Below are 24815 nucleotides of genomic sequence, written 5' to 3' on the forward strand. Positions count from 1 at the left end.
AGCTTATTTTTCTTCATCAAATGTTTCATGATATTCTACAGTGTTTTGATTTCCGTAAGGGTAATCACCAAAGCGTTTTACAACATCATGTGTTGACAATAAAAGAAACTCATTGATTGCCATTTCATCGTTGCTGTGTGTATTGATGTAATCAAGAACAGTTAACGCAGCCTGCTCTCTCACTTTATCATATGTATGATTCGGAATATCAGATGTTTTTGAAATTCCATGAACAAACTGTTGGCTAACAATTCTCCATTTTAACCAAGCTTCAAAAAGATAAATGCTATACTTTTTTTGGTCTATAATTGATTTGTAAATCTCAATTGCTTTGTTAATTGAATTTTCATCAAGCCTTTCAGCGTTCCTTACATACTGATCTGCGAGTTCAATTTTATAAACATAATATTCCTGAAAGTCTGTTGTATGTTTTGAAATTTTCTCAAGCAGAACCAGAGCATCTTTCAAATTTGTTGTTTTTAATTTTTTGTATTTTTCATAATCGGCCGATTTAATATAATTGTTCTTATCAATCGTTTTCCAATACATTTCCTCGTTTATACTAATAAAATTGTGAGTTGCAAAAGTTGAGTAAAAATAATTCATATATTTGTCACTGAATGCTTTATACTTTTCAAAATCCTTTTTAAAATCAGGTGAATTAAAGCCTTTATTCCTGGAAATGCTGTAACTCTGTTTGGTCAACACTAAAAAATCGGAAATATAAGTGTTAAGAGTATCATTTTTAAAGTGAATCTTTTTTAAACTGTCACAGACTTTAATATAATCACCAAGCAATATTTTCAGTTCTTCATCCGAACTATCATCGATCGTAAGGTTTATCATTTCTTTTTGCTCAGCAATGATATTGTTTATATGAAAGGCTCTATAACAATCCTTTAGTCTAATGACTAATTTTGAATTGCTTTTAACCTCATCTAACAAATTCTGGCTGTAACTACTGTTAAAAATTAAAAATAATAGAATTAATGTCAGTAGTTTTGATTTAAAATTTAATCTATTCATTATTATTTGATTAAATACACAATATTTGATAATTTTGTTTTGTATATAATAAGCTTATAACGATTCAGCTTTATTCAGGATATAATTTGACTTATTTTTCCATTCACCATATTCCGCTAATGGTCTAAACCGCAATGTTGTGAATTCAAAATGAAAATCTTTTCTATCCCGTTCTTTCACCGCATTGATATGTCTTTTGGGCTGTGGCATTTTACTATGACCATGTACCATATCTGTCATTGCTTTTTGTGTTTTCCAAATGGAAAAAGTAGAAATAATGTTGGGATATCGAATAGAAGCCAAAGACAGAGTCGTCCTATTATCATCTCGAACTTGTTTTTCAACAGGCCTACCCCAACGAAGAAATCTTGGTATTTGCATATACTTCATTCGAGCGATAGTAACCGCTACTACAGGAGTATTTTCGTTTTCTATTTCCATCTCTTTTTTCGGAATTTGAAATCCTGAGATTCTTCCCCATTGTCTTAAGAATTCTAACCTTACGTGCCATCCTTTTGCTATTTGCCTTCCCCTTGAGGTGGATTGTAAAAAAACATTTAGGTCATTTTCATTTTCCCACTGAGCAAAAAATACAATTTCTCTGTTAAAAAATCTGGACTTAGAGAAAATAGGTGAACCTAGTATCATCGCAGACATGGTTTCCGCATAAATCAATCCCTTTATTTGTTTTGATTTAATGGGGAACAACATAATTCTGATAGCAGTGATTAATGGTAGCTTCACAAGATGATACGAAAATATAATCATTTTTTTGTCAGTCCAATTGGTTATGAATATTCTATATTTTTTTCTGAAAATATTCGAATTTTTTAAATTAATATCCGTTTTAACACATTATTATTCCTTATATCCTCTCCATTCGTGTTTTAATTTTAAATATTTATCTAATTCTACTGTTAAGAGTTTTGCCTGATTGTATAATTCAGTCTCCAGTCTTTTAGAAAAAATTTGGAAAAAGTAGCTATGGAAAGAAATAAACCAATAGAGATTGTAGCAAAAGCATCAAACCAGTCTTTTGCTGTTTTCTTATAATTTACTACAACTTCTCCGGCTTTTTCGATAATGGTCAAATTTTCAATTCTTTTTTCTGAATATTTCATAATATTTTGATCTGTCCCGTTATATTTTGATTAGTTTCTTAATCTCGAATACCTACTCACCACATTCATTTTAGAATCCCCTTGTTTTATAGTCAGAATATCTGTTTCTTGATTGTAATCAACAGTGTATTTATATTTCTGATTAGCTTTTTCATCAAGAATTATGTTTCCTTCTACAAGTTTATATTTTAAGTTAATTTTTGTTTGATCTCCATCAAATTTATAGACTGTAATGGTGTTTTCATTAATATTGAGCTCAGCGGTTTTAAACTGATTATACAATTTTTCACCTATTCTTTTCTTTGCCTCGGAATCTTTAAGATTGCCTAATGTTTTCTCAAAATAATTAAGGGTATATTTTTCAGCATTTTCATAATAAATAGTATCTGAATCCATTGTATAGAGATTAAGCTTCCATATTCCGGAAATATCTTTATTAAGTCTCTTTTCAGGAAAAAATAAAATACTGATTATCAAAAATATCAAACAAGTAACAATCTTCATTTTAAGGCATTTATTGGATTATTTAGTATCGTTTTTTTGTTTTCTTTGCTTGAGGAAAATGCTCCACAATATAAAGGTGACTATTCCAATGAAGAATGTAAACATGAGCGCTACATTAAAAAAACCGGAAGCCTCATTGCCCATTGTTCTCCCCCAATAAGGAACCATCATCGCAATGCACACGCTAATCATGGCTAAGAATGATAGTGAAGATAATATAACAAATAGTATTAGTAGAATTCGGGTTATTAGTTTTAGTTGTTTCATGGAATTATTAAAGGAATCTCTAATTTAATATTAAATTAGAATATATTATTCAGATTTAGTTTTTACAAATCGTATAGTTTCAGCATTTTGCTTATTTGGATTCTCAAAATATAGACTATAATTATTATCATTATCATAAGGACTTGCCCATTGAGATAGATTGCCGTTTTCGTCATAGAATTCAAACAGCCCGTCAATACCTCCAGTTTTCCAAGTTCCCTGCTTTTTTAATCCTATTTTTTCATGACCATCAAATAAATAGGTTCCATCATCAAATAAGATTAATTTATATCCATTTATTTTACTTTTACTTGGTTTAAATGATTCATTGCCAGAAGAATTTAAAGTATAAATACCCGCAAAATTTTCCATTTCACTTTCATTGATTGATGGCAATGTTTTAAAATACCAAACAGCAATTAATCCCCAACACAAAATAGGAATAATGGTAATTTTAAGAGCCGTTTTTTTTAATGCAGAAGATTTTCTAATAACTGCTATCAACATTATAATTAATGCAATTACTATAAATAATCCACTGACTAAAAGAAGTAGTATGAATAATAGACTTTCTAGCATATTTTTCAATATTATTTCGGAAATTATATGATAGCTATATGACAAAAGATATGGTCAGGATGATAGAAGTTAAAGAACCAAATAACAGGCCCCATCCTATTTCTTGCATTTTTGACTTTTCCTGATATCTTAAATTGATGATAAGCCCTGATATAGCACAACAAGAAAATATGAATACTATTAAATCAAAACCATCTAGTAATTGCAGTACTGCAATCAGTAAAAATCCAGGGAAAATTTTTAGAACAAAAGAAATTAGTTTCAATTTTTTGCGTTTTTTGTAAATATAATAAAAAAATCAACTATATACTCTTCAAAATTTTGTATGTTTTTCATTTGTCAAATCCGGTAAAGCTTTCGCGGATGGAAAAATTCAATAATAACAAGTAATAGATAAAAGAAAATCCATTCTCTAAGCCAAGAGTGGAGAAAAATCAAAAAAAATTACATTTCACAATTGTGTGACGGACTCTTTTATTCCAAATGTAAATTATAAACAATGCAGTATCAGCGTTTCATATTCATTCTTTCCTCCCGCAGATCCAAAACTACATAGTAACTAAGAATAATTTCAGAATTGCTCAATTGATTTTCATATTTCTGCAATTGATCATACAATGCTGGAAAACTTTCAACTTTTCATCATAATTACTACAAATTTATCGCTTGTCACTATTGCCAGACTGTTCTGAATGTTGTAATCGATCTCTTACGCTTCTTATAAAATTCTGGACTACCGGAGAAAATAGATATTACAACCAGATTTTCGTAGTAAATGCTATCCTTTTCCGGAAATAATCCTTTTTAATTGGGATCTTCTTTATGACGATTGACCTAATGATTATAAATCTCCATTAATATCTAGAATTATTTTTTACCTACAAATTTCTATAATGTGTTTTTAAAGCTTAATTATTTCACCACCAACTTTTTACCGCTTCACCTATTTATTATATCATTGGTTTTAATATTTTGCTTTCTTTGTATCAATGAATAAGAATGAGCAAAAAATATATTTTTACAGTGCCTTTTTGATCACACTAATGGTCAATTCTGCAAATTTGATGGCCCTTAACAGTGATGGGATTATCGCCCGTTACTGGCAGTTCAATATTGGGGAATATGGTTACCAGTTTTTGTATAATATGGCATTCTGCCTTTTGTTACTGTATCTTAATCTGACCCGGGGTAAGTTTCTGAGTGTGCTTAGAGAGAATAAACGATACTGGAAACTCTACACATTTAATGTCTTAATAGTTGTGGCAGCTGTTATACTGGGAAGCATGGTTCATTCTTGGTTCTTTGGAACTCCCCAACTTACGGGAGGAAGAATCAGAGGATATTTTGCCCGGTTTTTGCTCAGCAGTATCATGATTGCTGTCGTTATCCGACTTATTCTTCTGATGCGTGAAAGCAGAAATAAGGACCTTATCAACGAGCAGCTCAATTCCGCTTATCTAAAAGCACAGCTGCAATTGCTCCAGGAACAGCTTAACCCTCATTTTCTATTTAATACACTGAGTAGTCTTTCTGCTATAGTCAGGGAAAATCCTGGTCTTGCCCAGAATTATATTCTTCATCTTTCCAAAATCTTCAGATACAATCAAACATCTTATCAAACATACAAGTGGTTTTCCTAATATGCCTCTAAAAAGTGAAAATAAAAAGGCTTTTTTTGGAGGATTGACACTCATCAAAATTGAAACGAAGCCCGGAGAAGTCTATTCTTATTCCAACACAGCTCCAGAGTTAACCGCATATATTCTTGAAAAAGTGTATCAAAAATCTTTTGAGCAATTGGTTATTGAATTTATTTTAAAGCCCAATAAAATGAACCAAACCAAATTTACACTCAATGAAAATGACAGAAAAAGATTAGTAAAAGGTTATAACGATAAAAATGAATTAATGCCCAACTACAACAGAACTTTATGGGGTGGAATTTCGGGATTACACTCTACGGCTCCAGATTTAGTGAAATATATGAAATTGCAGCTTGATCAATCAAATCCTGTTGTAAACCAATCTCATAGAAAATTACACAAAGAGGGTTCTGATTTTTGGGAAGGATATCATTGGTACATCATAGAAAATGATAATCTATTAATTTACAGACATCACGGCGGTATTTACGGAATGCAGAATTGGTTTGTAATCTATCCTAAACAAAATATTGGGATATCTATATTAACAAACACCAGCTTTAATGAAATGAAACAGGAGAAATTTTAGAAAAAGTGGTTGATAACTTGTATAATGATCTTAATGTAAAATAAAAATAATTCGCTCATAATAACAGTTTTATTTAGGATACATAAATTTAAATATCATTTAAAACCTTCAAAATATTGTCAATATCTGCTAATAAATGGTTTGAATAGAGTCCTGTCAAGTTCACAAACACCCAAAATGGCTTCAATTTAATCCAAATTGAGCCATTTTGTTTGCTTTTGATTCCAAAATAAGCCAAATCAGAATTTTTATTGTTTTAGTAAATCCATTTTAAGGAAATAAGAAATGGCAGTAATATATTTAGATGTATAAATCAAAAAAACGAACTATACAATTAAATGTACCATATAGATGATATTTTTAAAGGTCTCTTTCTAATATTATTTACCTTCAATAACACTATCATAAAGGATTTTGCTGAAATCTACTTTTCCTATGTTCAAAAGGTTTTTTTATGAACCAAACTCATTTAATGATCCGCAGCCAATTTTCTCACCATCCCTTCAAAGATCAATCCATGAAAAGGCAATACAGAAAACCAATACAACCTTCCCCACAATCCTTTTGGTCGAAAAACTGCCTTCTGCCAGAGTTTGCCCTTATATAGCTTGAACATCAGCCAAGCTTCTCCGGGCAGTTTCATTTCAGCAATAAGAATCAATTTACCTTCTTCCCTATTGGCATAAAGCACACGCCAAAAATCCAAAGCGTCACCTTCGTGAAGTTGCAGCGGATGCGTTCTTCCTCTTCTCAATCCAGGACCACCAACCAAGACATCCATATAACCTCGTATTTTCCAAAGATTTTGTCCGTACCATCCGTTTTTGCCGCCCAAACCAAAAACACGGTCGAGACATTTTTCACGGTCGTCATATTTTTCACTTCGAACGTCTTTAAAACAGCCAAAATGTGGAACTTCAATAAATTCCTTCAGGGAAGAATCATTTCTGCTGCTTATAAAACTGTCTTTCCAGCTGGAACGAATTTCGTTGGCCTGAATCTTTGCCATCGTTCTCTCCAAAGCCTGTGTGTAAGAAAATGGCTGTATTCCGGTTATTTTTTTAATCTCTGATAAACTTTCTTTGTTGCAGACTACCTCAATTTTCATACTTCCAACAAGTGAACTTGCCAAGCTGTAAGTGGTTGAAGTAATGAAATATAACCAGTAGGAAGATAATTTTGGGGTCATTACCGGTATTGTAATAATGGTTCGTTTCAAACCTCGGATTTTCGCGAAACCCAGCAATATTTCTTTGTAAGTCAAGACATCATCACAGCCAATATCAAAACTTTTACGGTATGTTTCTTTTTTGAACAAAGTAAAAATTAAAAAATCTAAAACATTCGCAATTCCTATGGGTTGACATTTGGTATTGAGCCATTTTGGCGTAATCATTATCGGTAGTTTTTCAACCAAATCTCTAATGATTTCAAATGATGCACTTCCGGAACCGATGATAATCCCAGCTCGTAAAACCGTTGTTGGAATTTTAGATTCAATTAAGATCTTTTCAACATTAAATCTTGAATTCAAATGCTTTGACAATTCTTTCTGATTGACTAATCCTGATAGATAGATAATGTGTTTGCAATCCGTCTTTTCAATTGCTGAAACAAAATTCTGAGCACAGATTTTCTCTGATTCTTCGTAATCACCATTCGCACTCATAGAATGCATTAGATAATACGCCCCTGAAATATCCGCCGGAATATTCTTTAAAGATTCCTCTTTCAAGAAATCAACTTCTATAACTTCTATCAAATCATCTTTGATTCCTGCAGGTTTAGAAAATCGGCTAACGTCACGGCAGCAGCAGAGCACTTTGTAACCTTGCTCTGTAATCACACTGACCATCCTTTTCCCGATATAACCTGTTGCTCCTGTTAATAAAATTTTTTTCATGAGATTAATTTGAATCAGTTAAAGATCTTTTTGAATTTTAAATCTTTTCTAAAAAATGCCCGAAATAATCTTTCTTTGTCGTAAGATAAGACGAATTGACAGGATTTGATTCAATTTCCAAAGGAATTCTTTTATTAAGCAAAATTCCGCTGTTGTAGAAAACTTTCAGTTTTTCTGGATTATTGGTCAACAAATTTACTTCAGTAACTTTAAGAATTTTCAACATCTCGATTGCGACATCAAAATTTCTACCGTCCGCCGGTAAGCCTAATCTCAAATTAGCTTCTACCGTATCAAAACCTTCTTCCTGAAGAGCATAAACTTTTAATTTATTGATGATTCCTATATTTCTGCCTTCCTGTCTGAGATAAATAATCATCCCTCCGTTTTCCGACATAAATTTCATTGCGGCATCCAGTTGTTGCCCGCATTCACATTTCCTCGAATGAAAAACTTCTCCGGTAATGCACTCTGAATGGAAACGTACGTTAACAATTTCGTTAAAATCTGTTTTTTCAGCAACCCAAACCCAATGTGGGCTCCAGTCATTTTCATTTTCTGAAAATGCATAGACGGTAAACATTCCAAAATCGGTTGGTACATTAGATTGAGCCTGTATTGTAAGCATTAGTTATATTTTAGATCGTTATCATAGTACAAATTTATACTTTATTTATTTAATTAGTAAAATTAATTACTAAATTTGTTGATAAATAATATCAATAATGGAACAAGAAAATATAATTACAGAATACAAAATATTTGAATTGTACGGCGATTATATCTTGAATCACGGCGAAAGACCAAAAAGCATTTACTGCTTCGCAAAAGACAATGAGTTCGAAGAAAAAGACTTCTACGATTACTTTTCAAGCTTTGAACAGATAGAAAAATCAATGTTGGCCAATCTCTTCGATAAGTCTGTAGAGCTGGCTTCGGAAGTTAACAGTTCTGATGAAATTACTTCCAAAGAAAAACTGTTGAATGTTTATTTCATCTTTTTTGAAAATATGACGATGAACCGTTCTTTAGTTTTAATGATTTTAGGAAATAACAAATTACATTCGGCAAAAATGTCAAATCAGCTTAAGGAAACGCATCGGCAATTCATCAGAACTCTCGGTTTTAATGATTGGGAAATGATTCAAAAAGCAAAAGATGATGTGAAAAATTTCCATCAAAAAGCTCGTGAAGAAGCTTTGTATCTGCATTTAGTCTCCGCCATCGAATTTTGGAAAAAAGACACATCTCCCTCATTTGAAAAGACAGATATTTTCATTGAAAAAACAATTGATACAGGATTTGAACTGATGGATAATGAACCTTTACGAAAAGTAGTTGATCTCGGAAAGTTCTTATTTAAAGAAAAATTTAAAAAATAGTAGATGAAAACACTCAGTAAAATACCAACCGGAAAGTTAGAAAGAACCAGCAGTTTGCTGAAAGCGGGAGCAAAAATCGGTGTTAATTATATCAAATACTACGGAAATAAAATCACGAAGGATAAAGATGAGGACGAAGCAAGAAAGACTTTGAATGAAGACAACGCCACCGACATTTATGATTCTCTGAAAGAACTGAAAGGTTCAGCCCTGAAAGTTGCCCAGATGTTAAGTATGGAGAAAAACATTCTTCCGCAGGCTTATGTTGAGAAATTTTCTTTGTCGCAATTTTCGGTTCCGCCGCTTTCCGGCGCTTTGGTAAAAAAGACTTTCAGAAAATATTTTGGGAAAAATCCGGAAGATTTATTTGATGAATTTACGAATGAATCCGTCAACGCGGCAAGTATCGGACAGGTTCATAAAGCGAAAAAAGACGGTCAAAACTTTGCCGTGAAAATTCAATATCCCGGCGTTAGAGAAAGCATTTCAAGCGATTTAAAAATTGTAAAACCTATTGCGATGAAAATGTTTAACATCAAAAAAGAAGGTTCAGAATCTTATTTTCAGGAAGTGGAAAATAAACTGTTTGAAGAGACGGATTACGATTTGGAACTGAAAAGAAGCAAAGAAATTTCTGAAAAATGTGCTCATCTTCCGAATATCGATTTCCCAAAATATTACCCTGAATTTTCGTGTGAAAGAATCATCACGATGGATTGGATGAACGGAAAGCATTTCTCGGAATTCACAAAATTGGACAATTCTCAGGAAGATTTGAACAAAATCGGACAGACACTCTGGGATTTCTATATGTACCAAATGCACGTCCTGAAACGGGTTCACGCAGATCCACATCCAGGCAATTTCCTGGTTTCAGAAGATAAAAAACTAATCGTGATTGATTTCGGATGTATCAAAGAAATTCCGAATGATTTTTACGTACCTTATTTTGAGTTGGCTAAACTTGAGAATCTGAATAATCCTGAATTTTACAAAGAAAAATTATACGAGCTCGAGATTTTGAGTGCTAATGATTCTGCAATAGAACAGGCATTCTTCATCAAATTATTCTACGAATTATTGGAACTGTTTACAAGACCTTTCAACACCGAAATTTTTGATTTCTCTGATGAATCGTTCTTTCAGGAAATTGCTGATCTGGGTCAGAAATATGCCAAAATCAGCGATATGAAAGGAATGAATACCAACAGAGGTTCGAAACATTTCATTTATCTGAACCGTACATTTTTTGGTTTGTACAATATGATGCACGATTTGAAAGCGAAAAATATTGTGATCAGTCAATATAAAAATTTTATCCAATAAATGCCGGCCTACTTACCTTCAAAGATTTGTGAGGTCTGCGGACTGCCTTTCAATTGGAGAAAAAAGTGGAGGAAAAACTGGGACGAAGTAAAATATTGCAGCGAAAAATGCCGGAAAAACAAAAAATCAACATTCTCTGGTTAGGGAACGATTTAAGAATCAGAGACAACGAATCGCTTTATAAAATAATGCAAGAGCATTTGCCTTTTCTTGCGGTATATATTTTTGACGAAACTTTTTTCCGTTCTACACAATTTGGTTTTAAGAAAATTGGAAAGTTCAGAGCTAAATTTTTATTGGAAACGGTTTCGGATTTGGAAAATAATTTAAAGCAAAAAAAGATTACGTTTCTAAAAAAAATTGGTCAAGTTCAAGACATTTTTAAACAGATTTCTGAAGATTTTAAAGTTGAAAAAATATTTTGTCAGAGAGAATGGACAAAGGAAGAAATTGAATTGGAAAATCAAATCAAAACCATTTTTCCTGATGTACAATGGGTAAAATCTTATTCTCAACTTTTGCTTGAACCAGATTTCGTTAAAGAACGATTAGATAAAATTCCTCTACTGTTTACTACATTCAGACAAAAAATAGAGAAAGATTTTAAAATCAGAAATGAGTTTGATTCTGAACATCTGGTTTACAATAAATCCATTTTAGATTTAAAAATAAGCAGCGACGATATTTCATTACAGACTTTAGTTTTTGAGGAATTTGAGATATATCAATCTTCTGCTTTTCCATTTTCAGGTGGAGAAACCGAAGGATTGGAACGGTTGAATCATTACTTTTTTGAAACTAAAAATATAATTTATTATAAAGAGACAAGAAATGGTTTAATTGATGCAGATTACAGCAGTAAATTTTCTGCGTGGCTTGCCAACGGAAGTCTGTCCGCAGTATCTATTTTCCATGAAATCAAGAAATATGAGGCCGAATTTGAAAGCAATGAATCGACATATTGGCTTGTTTTTGAAATGCTTTGGAGAGACTTTTTCAAATTTACTTCAATGAAGTTTCGGAATAAAATTTTTCAGCAAAATGGAATTTCAGAACAAAAATACGAATGGAAATATGATCAAAATTTAATTAACCAATGGATCAATGGTGAGACGGATTCTGATTTTATCAACGCCAATATGTTGGAAATTAAAAACACTGGCTGGATGAGCAACCGCGGACGACAAAATGTAGCTTCCTATTTCTGCAAAATCCTGAAGCAGGATTGGAGAATGGGTGCAGCTTATTTTGAGGAAATACTTATCGATTACGATGCTCACAGCAATTATGGAAACTGGATGTATCTCGCCGGTGTTGGAAATGACCCGAGAAGCAGAACTCTCAATGCTGAAAAACAGGCTAAACAATATGATTCGGATCGAAAATTCAGAAATTTATGGCTAAAGTAGCATCTTCAACGGCGCAATTGATATTTCCGCATCAGCTTTTTAAAGACACGGATTATCTGGATAAAAATCAACCTGTTTTTTTGGTGGAAGAGTTTCTGTTTTTTAAACAATACAAATTTCACAAACAGAAAATTGTCTTTCATAGGGCGACTATGAAGTTTTATGAGGAATTTTTGACCAAAGAAAAATTCAAGGTGGAATATATTGAAAGTATTTCCCTACTTTCCGATGTTCGAAATTTAATTAAACATTTAGAAAAAGAAAAATTTGAGAAAATTCTCATCACAGATGTTTGTGACAATTGGCTTGAAAAGAGAATTAAGGAAACTAAATTGGAATTAGAGATTATTGAAAGTCCTTTGTTTATCAACAACCGGGAAGATTTGAAGGACTATTTTGAAGATAAAAAATCTTATCATCAAACCGATTTTTACAAGCAACAGAGAATTTCCCGAAATCTTCTAATGAAAGCCGGAAAACCAATCGGTGGAAAATGGACTTTCGATACGGAAAACCGTAAAAAATATCCTAAAAACAAAAAAGCGCCGTCCGTTCACTTTCCGGAAAACAGCAAATATTATGAGGAAGCGAAAATGTATACAGAGAAAAACTTCAGTGAAAATTATGGTAATTTAACTTCATATCAGCTTTATCCGGTCACTTTTAACGAAGCAGAAAGCTGGATGAATCAGTTTCTGGAACTGCGGTTTGCTGATTTTGGAATCTACGAAGACAGCATCGTGGAGCGTGAACATTTTCTGCATCACAGCGTGCTTTCTCCACTGTTAAACATTGGACTTTTGACTGCCGAAAACGTTTTAAAAGAAGCGATTGATTATGCAGGAGAATATAAAACTCCCGTCAATTCTCTTGAAGGTTTTGTGCGGCAGATTTTGGGCTGGAGAGAATTCGTGAGGGGAATTTATCTCTATCAGGGAACTTTTCAGCGGAATAAAAATTATTGGAAACATCATAATCCACTCCCCGAATCTTTTTATACTGGAAAGACGGAAATTAAACCGATTGACAGCACAATTAAAAAGGTTTTGGAGACCGGTTATGCGCATCACATCGAACGTTTAATGATTTTCGCCAACTTTATGAGCTTGTTGAATCTTAATCCCAACGACGTTTATCAATGGTTTATGGAAATGTTCATCGATTCTTACGATTGGGTAATGGTTCCGAACGTTTATGGAATGAGCAGTTTTTCTGACGGGGGAAAAATGAGTACAAAACCGTACATCAGCGGAAGCAATTACATTAAAAAAATGAGCGATTACACCGATGGCGACTGGACGGAAAAATGGGATGCCCTCTTTTGGAATTTTGTGAATGACAAACAGGAATTTTTCAAAACAAATCCGAGATTGGGAATGATGTTGCGAACTTTAGACAAAATGACGGATCAGAAAAAATCCGAATATTTTAAAATTGCGAAACGTACGATTAAAAATTTAAAATAATGGTGAAAGAATTTAATTTAATACAGACAGACCGTATCATTGAAATGGCTTGGGAAGACCGAACGCCGTTTGAAGCGATAGAATTTCAGTTTGGTATTTCTGAATCTCAAGTGATTGAAATGATGAGGACAGAACTGAAACCATCAAGTTTTCGGCTCTGGAGAAAGAGAGTAAATTCGGGAACTAGCCAGAAACATTTGATGAAGAGAAATCCTGAGATTAGCAGGTTTAAATGTACGAGACAAAAGGCAATCAGTCATAATAAGATTTCAAAACGGTAAAATATTACAAAAATGAAAAACATAGTCATTATCGGTTGCGGACAGGGAATTGGATTTGCTGCTGCAAAAATACTGTCGGAAAATCACAATGTAATCGGCATTTCAAGAACAGAAAGTACTGAAATTAAAAATTTAAATATTCAATTTCATCCAATGGATATCCTTTCGGGGAATCTGAATGAAATTATATTCCCTGAAGTTATTGACGGATTGGTCTATGCGCCGGGAAGCATTAATTTAAAACCATTTAACCGTCTTTCGATTGAAGATTTTGAGAACGATTTCGAAGTCAATGTTTTGGGTGCAGTGAAAGCGATTCAGAAACTGTTGCCTAATTTGAAGAAGTCGGAAAGTGCTTCTGTTGTATTGTTCAGTTCAGTGGCTGCAAAGCTGGGAATGCCTTTTCACGCCTCGATTTCTGCAAGTAAAAGTGCTGTTGAAGGCTTAACGAAAAGTCTGGCCGCAGAATTGTCTGCTCAGAAAGTAAGAGTGAATGCAATTGCACCTTCTTTAACGGATACCAATCTCGCTTCAACACTTCTTTCAACACCTGAAAAACGGGAAGCATCCGGAAAGAGACATCCGTTGCAAAGAGTGGGGACTGCCGACGAAATCGCAAAAATGGTAGAGTTTTTATTAGATGAAAATTCATCGTGGATCACAGGACAGATCATCGGGATTGACGGCGGAATGAGTAACATCAAATTGTAACCATTCCCAAAAACTAATATCTTTACCATAAATTACAGCGATGCAAACTGATTTTATCATAGAATTACTTCATCAAGTCAAAGAATTTGAAAATTCTGATGCTTGCAAACCCAACTCTACCGTTGATGATTTCCGCATTTGGATGAATGATAAAAAATATTACGACGAGAGTCCGACCAAACTTTTTAAGAATGAAAAACATCAGGTTTCATTTATCGAAAATGAAATTTGCAAACAGGTTCTCTTATTAGGACGATATTCTAAATTACTGATAAGAAAAGGTTTGGGAGATTTTCCTGAGTTAGCGAATGAAGAATTTACTTATCTGTACCGATTGAAAGACGAACCTTTTTTAACGAAAATTCAGTTGATCGAAAAAAACGGTCACGAGAAGCAGACCGGAACTCAAATCATCAAAAGACTTTTGGAAGCAGGATTTTTTGAGGAGAAAAATGATAAAGACGATAAGCGCAGCAAACGACTTAATTTGACTAAAAAAGGCGAAGAAATTTTCCACGCCTCGGTATCAGATGTGAATTTAACTTCAAAAATTTTATCCGGAAAGCTTGAAAAAGATGAAAAGAATGAACTTCTGAGGATTTTGAAAAAACTAAATGAATTTCATTCGCATATCTATGCTGACTATAAAAGCGCTGATATTAATATGATTGTTAAAATTTTCGGATGAATTTTAGTTAATAATATACTTAGATATCACTTAATACCTTCAAAGTATTATCTATATCTTCCAACAAATGGTTTGTATAGAGTCCTGTCAAGTTCACAAACAGCCAAATGGCGCCAACTAAAGACAGTTGGCGCCATTTTTTTAATTTTATTTTCACATATCTTTATTCTGAATAATCAGACTAATATGTGTAAAAATATACACTTATAACAAAAAATACAACTACGCATCAATATTGAATCTACAATATTTCTCATTTATAACCCCACTTAACCCATTGTATATCCCATAATGTTTTCATATATTTATCAAAACTAAAAAAAACATGAAAAACTATTTATTCGCAGTTACTGCAAGTGTATATGTTTGACATTACACTTTAGATCACCCGGGATGACTCCCTGAGAGCATCAATAGTCCTTGAAAATTATTCATATCATGACTGAAACAATCATATATGAATTTACCTTATCAGAATTCTTACAATATAACTGTACAATTATTTCAATTTGGAGTAATTAGGGTATACAAATACAGGAAACTCATTTTAGGACAGAATAATACCCCATCTACTCTTCATTCCTATAAGTCATTCTACTTTTATTATTGTCAGTAATCTGATCAATAAAAATCACTGTTAAATTTTATAGTTAAACTGATTTGTTGTTCAATTTTTTGATTGGCATCATCTCCAAACATTTATAGCAGTATGTCAAAACGAAATCTCTATGCCACACTTATTGGTATTAATAATTACAGGGCGGTTAATAAACTGAACGGATGTATACAGGATATTTTAAATATTGATGATACCCTGCGTAAAATATGTGCCTCTCAGCATGATGATCTGAATTATATGCCGTTGTATTTACTCGCCCCGAACGAAAATGATCATTCTATTGCGGAGCATGAACACGATATTCAATATAGTGAACCAAACTTTGAAAATATTACAGGCATTGGTTTTAACCATCTCGCCCAAGCTGGCGAAAAAGATATCTGCCTTTTTTATTTCAGCGGGCATGGCTCTACGATAGCCTCCCCTCCCGAGTTTAAAGATTATAAAGGAAATCCTCAGAACGAAACTCTTGTTTGTGTGGACAGCCGTACTTCCGGCGCACGCGATATTTTAGATATAGAGCTGGCTTATTTACTGTCTAATGCACTGAAAGATAAACCGGAGGTACATTGTCTTGTCATCATGGATTGCTGCCACAGTGCTGATAATACACGAGCGATTGAAGCAGCATTCGATGTGATGAGGGTTCAGAACAGACAGGCTTCTCAATCTACTTATATATTAAAATTTGAGGATTGTATAGGCTACAATACAGATTTTTTCAGTTTAAAAAACAGCAAGGTTAGCTATAAACCGACCCGATATGTACAATTATCTGCCTGCCGGGATCATGAACAGTCAAGAGATAATCCGCAGGGTGGATTATTTTCCAGAAAACTGGTAGAGATGCTGCAAAATGAAGGAACCACATTAAGTTATTCTAACCTGATGAAAAGTGTAGCAGCCGCAGTATCTGTTGTCAACGCAGCCCAGAACCCCGTTGCCGATGCTACAAACCCCGAAGATCTGAACCAACCGTTTCTTGGAGGCGGTATAATTCCTTACCGTCTCAGTTTTGAAGTACATTTCGATCATGGGAAAAAACAATGGGAACTTATGGCCGGGCTTCTAAACGGGATTACTGGGCCTAATAACAATCAGAAAACCATTATAAAAATAGAAGGAACTGATGTGGAAGCGGAAGTCAGCCAAGCCGACATGAAAACAAGCCTTCTTCAGGGAAGTAACCTTGGTCAACTGGATCCAACCCAACTTTACAAAGCACAGATTATCAGTCTGGCTTTAAAGAAAAAACGCATCGGAGTTTCACAAAAGGTACGAAATAATACTCCAATACTGGATTCCCTGAAAAATGCAGCCAGCCAGAACCTATTATATGTTGAACTGATAACTGACTCATCAGAGGACATCGATTATCTTGTAAACATATATGAAAAAGGCGGGATTTTTTATTATTATCTGTCTGAAATACAGCAAGACATCCCGATATTCAAAGCAGAATCTTCAGCAGATATTCTCTGGAATAATACCGATTCGGTTGCCAAATGGTATTTTGTGAAAAAGCTTGAAAACAGAGCAACCCGCTTCAAAGCAAGCGATTTCATATTTACCGTAGAAAAAATTGAAGGACAAAACATTACCCGGCAAAATGCAAAAAACATAACAGGTACAGCTTCTGATGTTCCTCCTGAAAATCCAATTGAATTCTCATACAGAAATAATCATGCCCCGGCATTTCGTTTCAGTATCCGTATTCATCCCAAATCGGCTCTCAAGGAGTGCTATATTCACAGTATCTATTTAGACAGCCTTTTCGGTATTGATACTAAAAAAACAAGACAGGCTATTAATCATCTGACAAAAGACGGAGTCATCCGACTGGTACAGTATGATCATGGTAATGAGTATGACCTAACCGGTTTGTTTATTGACCCTGATTATGCTTCCTACGGCATTAATGAAATTACAGACTATCTGAAAATTGTGGTATCCTCCCATCCTGATATTAATCTGGATCATTTTGACCAGCCCAGCCTTCAGTTGCAAAATCTTAACTATAAAAGTGCCACAACCGGAACAGAACTCTTTAAAGGAGCAGGATCACCCTTCGCTCAAAAGCCCCCGGAAGCTGATTGGGCGGTATTTAATTTCCCAATAAGAATCATTGGTCCTAATAAAAGTAAACTATTGAAAGCAGGAACGCCTGCCGTTTTTGATGCTTTTGAAATATCAGCTCCCGGTAATTTTGAAGGATTTGTGACGGCAGTATCCGGATCCGATATTCAGACATCCCGCAGCATTAAAGACCTTTATGGATCTTCAATCTGGGGAGAAGCTCTTACCGACAGTACCCCTTTTGAATCCGGCCTGGGGTCTGATAACAACTCTATTGTAGCCCTTGAAATCAGTGCTTCCGGTAAAGATACCTTTCCTCAGCTTGAGGAAGGAAATCCTTTGAAAATAAAATTAACCCCTTCCGTACAATCAAGATCAATAGATGAATATGATTCCACTATTATTCCTTACGGCTTTGATGAAGAAAACGGATTATTCTACCCCGTGGGTTATATGAACAATGAAGAGGAAATCATTATTGAACAGCTGCCAAAAGCAACTTCAGGCTCGTTGGTAAGTAAAGCCATTACCAGCAGAAGTATTTTCAGTTCTATAAAATTGTATTTCAAAAAACTATTCCGGATATCTACAGAAACCCTCACATTACATTATTTTGAAAATGAATGGAATTCTACCTCCAATGCAAATATTATAAAAGAAAAACTACGACCATTATCCCCAGAAGTTACTTTACCGCTTATTATTCATGGTATATTCGGAGATACCAGATCCATGATTGAATCATTAAAAGCTGATGCAAGAGTAGGAAACGACCTGAAAATGATGCTGAGCTTCGATTATGAGAACCTTGAAAATACGATTCCCGAAATTGCAAAAAAACTGGCCATTCAGTTGAATACAATTGGTCTTCCCGATCAGTCAATGCCTAAGCTCACCGTTGTTGCCCACAGCATGGGAGGATTGGTTACCCGCCAGTTTATCTGTGAAAACGGAGGAGCAGATATGGTCTCAAAATTTATTATGGCCGGCACCCCAAACGGCGGCTCGGAATGGGGAAAGGCATCGGGACAGATTGTACAGAGTCTGCAATTACTACTGACTCATGCACTTAATGTAACCGGACCTGTAAAATGGGCTATTACCGGACTGAGCTTTTTAATTAAAAACTTTTATAATCCTGGCAATACGCTTAAAGACATGACCATAGCAAGTCAATTTCTGAATGACCTCAGCAATAAAACATTTCCCTCAAATCTTCCTTTTTATATAGTGGGCAGCAATACTGAGCTTGTGGATAATGATTATGCTACCGATGATCCTTTTTTAAAAAAACTTCCCCAACTATTAAAAACAGGAGCGCTATACCCGGGCCTTACAAAAGTATTATTTAATGGCCATCCCAATGATATGGCGGTCACACTGGAAAGTATGAAAAAGATCAAAGAATTTAATAATAACATGGTCATTTTCCCGGGAGACCATATCTCTTATTTCAGCGAAAAGCAGACAAGAGATGCTATTATAGACCTCATCTGTAAAAACTAAAAACTAACCTTAAAAACTCTACATCATGAAAGGCTACAGTATACACATTGGTATCAATACCACAAATCCTGATGTTTACAATAACTTACCTTCCCTTAAAGCGGCCGTAAACGATGCTGAATGGTGGCAGGAATATGCAAAAGGACTTGATTATGAAACTCTGCTATTAACAGATCAGGAAGCCCAGTCAGGAAAAATTTTATCTGAAATTGAGCAGCGGGCACAGACCATGCAGCCGGGTGATATTATCCTGATCACCTATAGCGGCCACGGAGGTACGCTTCCTAACGAAAAACCTTCGGAACTGGATACGGAACCAATGGATCAGACCTGGTGTTTATACGACAGGCAGTTAATAGATGATGAACTGTATGAAGCATTTAAAGCATTCAAAGAAGGAACCCGTATTCTAATCGTTTCAGACAGCTGCCACAGCGGTACCGTCACAAAAGATATAGAAACGATGGAAACTCCGGGCAAAATTAACCTTACCGAAGTTTTAATTGACGGAATAGAACAGTCGCAAACCTCCAGAGGATTTGCCAACAGGAAACTTCCGGCAGAAGTGGAAAAAGATATTCTGACCCGGGATTATGCGAGCATCTACGTTCCCATTCAGGAAAGGTTTAAATACAAATCCAAACGAAGTGAGGTAAAAGCTTCAGTAAAGCTGCTCGCAGCATGCCAGGACGACCAGTCAACCTATGATGGAGAAAAATACGGGCTGTTTACCGGTACGCTGAATAAACTTTTTTTACAAGATGGATTTTCCGGTAACGCCAGAGAAATCATAGCAAAAATAAAAAAATACTATACGTTCCCACATCCGAATTGTTTTGAATATGGTTCCGTCATTGAAAGTTTTGATAAAGGTTTTCCCTTTACAATCAATATTGAAAACGCGGATACCCTATCAGGATACCTCAATCCTACTCAAACTTCAGTAAAAGATATCGTTGCAAACAATGATATCACAACAGGTAACGTTGATAAAAATGCTTTATTACTGGTTGAATTCCAGGGAGAGGTCCCACAGATTGAGGAAGGAGATCAGATCAAAATCATCAAACAAAAAGGAACACGGTTTACCTTGGAAGCTTTACATATTCATTATGAACAAGGCTGGACGGCAGCGCATGCCCTTAAACTCCGTTTGAAACAGTCAGGATACACTGCAACGGTGGAACCTATTTTAAGCTTTAGTCCTGCTGATGATCAAAAAATAACCCGGGCCAGCAACGGTAATGATGAATACATTCCTGAATGGCCGCCTGCACTTGACAATCCTAAGGTAAAAATAGGCTGGCATTTGGATGACCAGCATTCCCAGCTCTCTGCTGCTGCACAAAAAGTAATGGCAAAAACAGGTTCTTACGTTACAGTCGGGCACCTTGATACAGGGTATTTACCCGGTCACATAGGGCTTCCTGAAAAGCTTCGGACAGACAAAGAGAAAAATTTTGTTACCGGTAAAGGTGAAACAGAAAATCAGGCTCATGATAAAATAGACTCAGGTAATGACGGTCATGGTTTGGGTACCCTCTGTTTATTGGCAGGAAACAATGTTCCGCTCTCTTCTACGTTCAATGAGTTTGAAGGATATATAGGCGGAGTTCCCATGGCTGACGTTATTCCGATGCGTATCAGTGACTCTGTGGTTATTTTAAATACTGAAAATTTCTGTGATGCCATAGATTATGCTCTGGAACAGGGATGTGAAGTGGTAACCATGAGTATGGCCGGAAAACCAAGCCCGCGTATGGCAAAAGCCGTGAACAAAGCTTATGAGGCAGGACTTGTTATTGTTTCTGCGGCAAGTAACTGCTGGTACACAGGATTTTTCAAAACCTTACTTCCTAAATGCGTTCTGTACCCCGCCGCTTTTCACAGGGTTATTGCCGCCACAGGAGCAATGTATAACCAGCAACCTTATGACAAGGATTTTCTGAATACAGCAAAAGGTGATTTTACAAAATATATGCAGGGAAGCTGGGGACCTCCTTCGTCAATGACAAGAGCCCTCGCTGCATATACCCCCAATACCCCATGGGCAGAGCATGGAGATAAATTTGTAAGAAGCGGCGGCGGAACCTCAAGTGCAACACCTCAGATCGCGGCAGCAGCAGCTTTATGGATTGCTTACCATCGGGATGAACTGGAGGCAAAAGGTTATTATCAACCGGGACAGCAATGGAAAAAAATTGAGGCAGTGAGGTATGCACTTTACACATCCGCAGCAAAAGCAAGCGCCTTTAAAGACTGGCAGAAATATTATGGTAACGGGATCTTAAGAGCAATGGATGCACTCAGTATAGGAGTGCCGGACGAAAGCCTGCTCAGTAAATCTCCGGAAGCAGAATCTTCTTTCGGCGGTATTACCCAGATCCTGGGATCTTTCTTTAAAAACAGAAAACTATTCCGCGATACCAATACCCTAAAACCTGAAGAGGAGCAACTCGCACTGGAACTGATGCACCTGATGCAGACCGATCCTGCTTTTTTTGAAGATTTTTCTCATTTAGATATGAGCAGTACCTCCGAAGCTGAAAAACTTATCAACAATGATGATTTTCAGAAAAAAGTACTGGAATCTCCTTTTGCATCGCCTTATCTGAAAGAGGCATTTGTTCAATAAAAAACGATAGTCATGCCTGGAAACAACAGACGTAATGTAACAGAGGAAACAGAAAAGACCTTTGATACCCTCTCTAAATCTGAAGAACTGACCGATGATACCATTTCTCAGCAGAAAAGTGATGCTTTAACATGTGACGATACGCCGTCACAAGACAGTTCCACACATGAAACTAAGGCAGCAGGACCTCCTTTTAATACGCAGAAAACCGATACCCCGAGAAATAAATTCAATGGGGTGAATTATCTTTTGCTGATCGCAATAGATGATTATGATGAAAATACAACAGGATGCAAACCATTGAACAATCCTGTCCGGGACGCTGAGAACCTTGAAAAAATATTACAGGAAAGATACGGATATGAGAAAGAAAATATTATAAGTCTTCCAAATAAAAAAGCAACAAAACGGAATATAAATCAAAACATCAGTGATATAATACAAAAAATGACAGTCAAGGACCAACTGTTAATCTATTTTTCCGGTCATGGGATGGGAGGGGCCAATATGAGACTAATCCCTTATGATTATGAAAACGGTATCATAGATTCTACCATACTCTTAAATCAATTGCTCGATTTTGAAGTTACAGCAGGTGGAATTACTACAATCCGCCATAATTTCAGAAGTGTGCTAGCCATTGTGGATGCGTGTTATGCAGGAAAAGCTATGATTGGTAATGTAGATATTAGAGAAAGCGAAGAGGTAGCAGCAAGGGAAATCATCGTTCCATGTTCCTATGATCAAGTTACTCTGGACCAAGCAGTAAATGCTGCAAACGGAGAACTGGGAAGCCCATTCTCTCTAGCATTATGCAAATTTCTGAAATACAATACAGCTGACACATTTTTCCCTGCAAGTTTAATCGAAACAAGAATCAAATCTGATTTCAATAAAATTATCGGTAAAGATTATACACGTGAAGTAATTCATGGCTTAGCCGCAACCAAGGAAAATTCTATTCCTAAGTTTTGTTTTTCTCTTGCCGAGCAGGAGCAGATTCCAACGGCCGTACTCGCCGAAAGTATTGTCAATAATCTAAACTTTAAAAGTGAAAGAGAATATTTTGATGCTTTAAATATTGACAATTGCAATCAGAAATATTTTTTTATAAGTTCTGTATCAAAATGTTTAAAAACAGAGTCCATCCGCTGGTATGTTTTTTCAAAACAGTTTTATACAATAACAAGTCCTGATTTTGATTCTAATCTAAAAAAATGTCACACCATAAGTTTTAAAATTGATATGCAGAACGTCAGAAATGATGCAGATTTAATTTTCACTATTGATAAATATATGGCTTGGACATCTTCATCGGATCAAACAGCAGAGTCCTGGTATGATAATATAACCAGAAATATATGTGCCAGAATCAAATTAGCAGATTTTGAAAATTCATCACAATCATATAACCCTTTAATCATTGCTTTTATCGTTACTAATTGTAAATCGGATCAATTTCATATTATTTCTTCTTTTTTACAGGAACTTATAAAACAGATTGAGATCCAAAGAGAAGATAATCAATCTACTCCTCTATTTTTTAATATTATTTCAAATTATGACAGTTCCATATCTGAAGGAGATGAACATTATTTTGACAAAGATCATATGAAGCATCTTTATTATTTATCTGAAAAAGAAACCAGCTTTATTAAATTCGACCATGTAGGCAAAATAGACAAACCAGGTGTTAGAGCCTGGTATAAAGCTACAAATGAACGGTTGAAAAGTGAACTACTTTCCCACTACTTCAATGCCAATTATGATGATATCTGCGGCTCAAATGATAAACTGGACATCATCAAGTTTATTGACAGGCTTGTTTCTAAGATTTATAAAAACAACCAAAAAAAATATAACGAAATCTATTCTACACTATTCTTTAACAAACTCTAAACAAAATGAAAATCAAACCATATCCACACCCGAATCCTAAAGTAAAAGGAAGCATCAGCCGTTTTGAACAGCTGATTGATAATAAATTGCAGCCTTCAATAATCACTCCTCATTTTCCTGATGGTAAATTTGAAGAAGTATACAATGAAGGAAAGCTGATATCCCTGAAATTTAAAAAAAATAAAAATACAATGGAAGGAAGACCTATTGCTCCTTATATTCCTTCAGCAGAAATCAAAGAAATTGTAAGGCTTGCCCAGATCCTCAAACGTCCTATACTGATAAAAGGAGAGCCTGGCAGCGGTAAAACCCAATTATCCAGAGCAGTCGCCTATGAATGGTATGGGGATGATTATAAACAGCATTATTTTGAATGGATCATCAAATCTACCTCAAAAGCCATTGATGGAATCTACAGCTTTGATCATATTGAAAGGCTCCGCGATGCTCAATTATCCCAGCAGTTCAGCGAATTAAAGGATAAAAAAGCCGTAGATTATCGAAAATTCGGGCCTATGGGAATGGCATTTCTTACCTCTACTGAAGAAAATCCAAGCATCCTTCTGATTGACGAAATAGATAAAGCAGACATCGATTTTCCTAACGACCTTTTAATGGAACTGGACGAACGGCGGTTCCAGATTCCCGAATCTGAAACAGGAGAAATTATAGAAGCAGAATATCCTCCCGTTATATTTATCACAAGTAATGATGAACGTGAATTACCGGAAGCTTTTTTGAGACGCTGTCTGTTTTTATACATTAAATTTCCAGATGATGAACAGATGAAAAGAATCATAGAAGCTCATTTACCGGACCTGGTAAGATCACAAAGATCAGATAAAAGTTTTGTTGAACTTACCATTGAAAAATTCAAAATACTGAAAAAAGAAAGAGAAGATGATCCTGCGGACAACAAACGCGTAAGCACCAGCGAACTATTAGACTGGCTTACCGCCTTTGATTATGACAGACGGAATGGAAAAGGCGCCCCTGCCGAACATATTCACGACTATCTGAAACATTTTTTCGAACCCGGAAATGATGAAAAAAATACAGAAGCTATAATTGATATCGATAAAGGTAAATCATTAGGAGCTCTTCCTTTTTATTTTCAGACGATCCTCAAATCCTATGCAGCCGTACAAAATCAGAAAGATAAAAACAGTCAGAAACCTTAAAACC

General features: G+C 35.1%; 21 protein-coding genes. 14 read left to right on the forward strand and 7 right to left on the reverse strand.

The window, feature by feature from the left end; translation table 11 throughout:
* Positions 1 to 3: 3 nt before the first annotated feature.
* From AC3FI7_RS07920 to AC3FI7_RS07940, 5 genes are all read right to left on the reverse strand, one after another.
* Positions 4 to 1026: a hypothetical protein gene (locus tag AC3FI7_RS07920; protein ID WP_343658890.1), complete on the reverse strand. Its 1023-nt coding sequence runs from the start codon at positions 1024 to 1026 to the stop codon at positions 4 to 6.
* Between the two features lie 54 nt (positions 1027 to 1080).
* Positions 1081 to 1794: a hypothetical protein gene (locus tag AC3FI7_RS07925; RefSeq protein ID WP_142724437.1), complete on the reverse strand. Its 714-nt coding sequence runs from the start codon at positions 1792 to 1794 to the stop codon at positions 1081 to 1083.
* 149 nt (positions 1795 to 1943) lie between these two features.
* Entirely contained in the window at positions 1944 to 2147 is a 204-nt protein-coding gene (locus AC3FI7_RS07930; protein WP_142724436.1) for a hypothetical protein, read from the reverse strand.
* A 30-nt stretch (positions 2148 to 2177) separates the two neighbouring features.
* Positions 2178 to 2651: a hypothetical protein gene (locus AC3FI7_RS07935; protein ID WP_142724435.1), complete on the reverse strand. Its 474-nt coding sequence runs from the start codon at positions 2649 to 2651 to the stop codon at positions 2178 to 2180.
* Positions 2652 to 2963: 312 nt separating this feature from the next.
* Positions 2964 to 3497 (reverse strand): hypothetical protein, encoded by a 534-nt coding sequence (locus AC3FI7_RS07940; protein WP_142724434.1) that lies wholly within the window; start codon positions 3495 to 3497, stop codon positions 2964 to 2966.
* 1064 nt (positions 3498 to 4561) lie between these two features.
* Here AC3FI7_RS07940 and AC3FI7_RS07945 point away from each other — a divergent pair.
* On the forward strand, positions 4562 to 5137 hold the full coding sequence (locus tag AC3FI7_RS07945; RefSeq protein WP_491461769.1) for a histidine kinase: 576 nt from the start codon (positions 4562 to 4564) through the stop codon (positions 5135 to 5137).
* Position 5138: 1 nt separating this feature from the next.
* Entirely contained in the window at positions 5139 to 5729 is a 591-nt protein-coding gene (locus tag AC3FI7_RS07950) for a serine hydrolase domain-containing protein (protein ID WP_491461770.1), read from the forward strand.
* A 469-nt stretch (positions 5730 to 6198) separates the two neighbouring features.
* On the opposite strand, the gene AC3FI7_RS07955 is transcribed toward AC3FI7_RS07950, so the two are convergent.
* Both AC3FI7_RS07955 and ribA read right to left on the reverse strand, forming a co-directional pair.
* Entirely contained in the window at positions 6199 to 7632 is a 1434-nt protein-coding gene (locus AC3FI7_RS07955; RefSeq protein WP_286486895.1) for an SDR family oxidoreductase, read from the reverse strand.
* A 37-nt stretch (positions 7633 to 7669) separates the two neighbouring features.
* Complete coding sequence (gene ribA / locus AC3FI7_RS07960) at positions 7670 to 8260, reverse strand: GTP cyclohydrolase II (RefSeq protein WP_491461771.1); 591 nt, start codon at positions 8258 to 8260, stop codon at positions 7670 to 7672.
* A gap of 97 nt (positions 8261 to 8357) precedes the next feature.
* Here ribA and AC3FI7_RS07965 point away from each other — a divergent pair, with 97 nt between their 5' ends.
* From AC3FI7_RS07965 to AC3FI7_RS08020, 12 genes are all read left to right on the forward strand, one after another.
* Positions 8358 to 9014, forward strand: a complete 657-nt coding sequence (locus AC3FI7_RS07965) for a TetR/AcrR family transcriptional regulator (protein ID WP_491461772.1) — start codon at positions 8358 to 8360, stop codon at positions 9012 to 9014.
* A 3-nt stretch (positions 9015 to 9017) separates the two neighbouring features.
* The gene (locus AC3FI7_RS07970; protein WP_491461773.1) at positions 9018 to 10340 is read left to right on the forward strand and encodes an ABC1 kinase family protein; all 1323 of its coding nucleotides are present in this window, start codon (positions 9018 to 9020) and stop codon (positions 10338 to 10340) included.
* Positions 10341 to 10484 carry a DUF2256 domain-containing protein gene (locus tag AC3FI7_RS07975; protein ID WP_491461774.1) on the forward strand — a complete coding sequence of 48 codons (144 nt, stop codon included), beginning with the start codon at positions 10341 to 10343 and terminating at the stop codon, positions 10482 to 10484.
* Positions 10448 to 11749, forward strand: coding sequence for a DASH family cryptochrome (locus AC3FI7_RS07980; RefSeq protein WP_491461775.1), 1302 nt, complete (start codon positions 10448 to 10450; stop codon positions 11747 to 11749). The genes AC3FI7_RS07975 and AC3FI7_RS07980 overlap by 37 nt, the downstream gene beginning before the upstream one ends.
* The gene (locus tag AC3FI7_RS07985) at positions 11737 to 13215 is read left to right on the forward strand and encodes a cryptochrome/photolyase family protein (RefSeq protein WP_491461776.1); all 1479 of its coding nucleotides are present in this window, start codon (positions 11737 to 11739) and stop codon (positions 13213 to 13215) included. Before AC3FI7_RS07980 ends, AC3FI7_RS07985 begins: the two co-directional genes overlap by 13 nt.
* Complete coding sequence (locus AC3FI7_RS07990) at positions 13215 to 13496, forward strand: TIGR03643 family protein (protein ID WP_116036135.1); 282 nt, start codon at positions 13215 to 13217, stop codon at positions 13494 to 13496. The genes AC3FI7_RS07985 and AC3FI7_RS07990 overlap by 1 nt, the downstream gene beginning before the upstream one ends.
* A gap of 12 nt (positions 13497 to 13508) precedes the next feature.
* Positions 13509 to 14207, forward strand: a complete 699-nt coding sequence (locus AC3FI7_RS07995) for an SDR family NAD(P)-dependent oxidoreductase (RefSeq protein ID WP_491461777.1) — start codon at positions 13509 to 13511, stop codon at positions 14205 to 14207.
* Between the two features lie 40 nt (positions 14208 to 14247).
* Positions 14248 to 14895 (forward strand): MarR family winged helix-turn-helix transcriptional regulator, encoded by a 648-nt coding sequence (locus tag AC3FI7_RS08000; RefSeq protein WP_491461778.1) that lies wholly within the window; start codon positions 14248 to 14250, stop codon positions 14893 to 14895.
* A 709-nt stretch (positions 14896 to 15604) separates the two neighbouring features.
* The gene (locus tag AC3FI7_RS08005) at positions 15605 to 19096 is read left to right on the forward strand and encodes a caspase family protein (protein WP_491461779.1); all 3492 of its coding nucleotides are present in this window, start codon (positions 15605 to 15607) and stop codon (positions 19094 to 19096) included.
* A 25-nt stretch (positions 19097 to 19121) separates the two neighbouring features.
* Positions 19122 to 21731 carry a S8 family serine peptidase gene (locus tag AC3FI7_RS08010; RefSeq protein WP_491461780.1) on the forward strand — a complete coding sequence of 870 codons (2610 nt, stop codon included), beginning with the start codon at positions 19122 to 19124 and terminating at the stop codon, positions 21729 to 21731.
* Positions 21732 to 21743: 12 nt separating this feature from the next.
* On the forward strand, positions 21744 to 23630 hold the full coding sequence (locus AC3FI7_RS08015; protein WP_491461781.1) for a caspase family protein: 1887 nt from the start codon (positions 21744 to 21746) through the stop codon (positions 23628 to 23630).
* Between the two features lie 5 nt (positions 23631 to 23635).
* Positions 23636 to 24811 carry an AAA family ATPase gene (locus tag AC3FI7_RS08020; protein WP_491461782.1) on the forward strand — a complete coding sequence of 392 codons (1176 nt, stop codon included), beginning with the start codon at positions 23636 to 23638 and terminating at the stop codon, positions 24809 to 24811.
* Positions 24812 to 24815 lie beyond the last annotated feature (4 nt).

This window comes from Chryseobacterium sp. TQ-BC-N36, assembly GCF_058382295.1.

Coding starts and splice junctions, on each gene's coding strand:
- AC3FI7_RS07920 (WP_343658890.1), bottom strand. CDS start 1,026: ATGAATAGATTAAATTTTAAATCAAAACTACTGACATTAATTCTATTA.
- AC3FI7_RS07925 (WP_142724437.1), bottom strand. CDS start 1,794: ATGATTATATTTTCGTATCATCTTGTGAAGCTACCATTAATCACTGCT.
- AC3FI7_RS07930 (WP_142724436.1), bottom strand. CDS start 2,147: ATGAAATATTCAGAAAAAAGAATTGAAAATTTGACCATTATCGAAAAA.
- AC3FI7_RS07935 (WP_142724435.1), bottom strand. CDS start 2,651: ATGAAGATTGTTACTTGTTTGATATTTTTGATAATCAGTATTTTATTT.
- AC3FI7_RS07940 (WP_142724434.1), bottom strand. CDS start 3,497: ATGCTAGAAAGTCTATTATTCATACTACTTCTTTTAGTCAGTGGATTA.
- AC3FI7_RS07945 (WP_491461769.1), top strand. CDS start 4,562: ATGGCCCTTAACAGTGATGGGATTATCGCCCGTTACTGGCAGTTCAAT.
- AC3FI7_RS07950 (WP_491461770.1), top strand. CDS start 5,139: ATGCCTCTAAAAAGTGAAAATAAAAAGGCTTTTTTTGGAGGATTGACA.
- AC3FI7_RS07955 (WP_286486895.1), bottom strand. CDS start 7,632: ATGAAAAAAATTTTATTAACAGGAGCAACAGGTTATATCGGGAAAAGG.
- ribA (WP_491461771.1), bottom strand. CDS start 8,260: ATGCTTACAATACAGGCTCAATCTAATGTACCAACCGATTTTGGAATG.
- AC3FI7_RS07965 (WP_491461772.1), top strand. CDS start 8,358: ATGGAACAAGAAAATATAATTACAGAATACAAAATATTTGAATTGTAC.
- AC3FI7_RS07970 (WP_491461773.1), top strand. CDS start 9,018: ATGAAAACACTCAGTAAAATACCAACCGGAAAGTTAGAAAGAACCAGC.
- AC3FI7_RS07975 (WP_491461774.1), top strand. CDS start 10,341: ATGCCGGCCTACTTACCTTCAAAGATTTGTGAGGTCTGCGGACTGCCT.
- AC3FI7_RS07980 (WP_491461775.1), top strand. CDS start 10,448: ATGCCGGAAAAACAAAAAATCAACATTCTCTGGTTAGGGAACGATTTA.
- AC3FI7_RS07985 (WP_491461776.1), top strand. CDS start 11,737: ATGGCTAAAGTAGCATCTTCAACGGCGCAATTGATATTTCCGCATCAG.
- AC3FI7_RS07990 (WP_116036135.1), top strand. CDS start 13,215: ATGGTGAAAGAATTTAATTTAATACAGACAGACCGTATCATTGAAATG.
- AC3FI7_RS07995 (WP_491461777.1), top strand. CDS start 13,509: ATGAAAAACATAGTCATTATCGGTTGCGGACAGGGAATTGGATTTGCT.
- AC3FI7_RS08000 (WP_491461778.1), top strand. CDS start 14,248: ATGCAAACTGATTTTATCATAGAATTACTTCATCAAGTCAAAGAATTT.
- AC3FI7_RS08005 (WP_491461779.1), top strand. CDS start 15,605: ATGTCAAAACGAAATCTCTATGCCACACTTATTGGTATTAATAATTAC.
- AC3FI7_RS08010 (WP_491461780.1), top strand. CDS start 19,122: ATGAAAGGCTACAGTATACACATTGGTATCAATACCACAAATCCTGAT.
- AC3FI7_RS08015 (WP_491461781.1), top strand. CDS start 21,744: ATGCCTGGAAACAACAGACGTAATGTAACAGAGGAAACAGAAAAGACC.
- AC3FI7_RS08020 (WP_491461782.1), top strand. CDS start 23,636: ATGAAAATCAAACCATATCCACACCCGAATCCTAAAGTAAAAGGAAGC.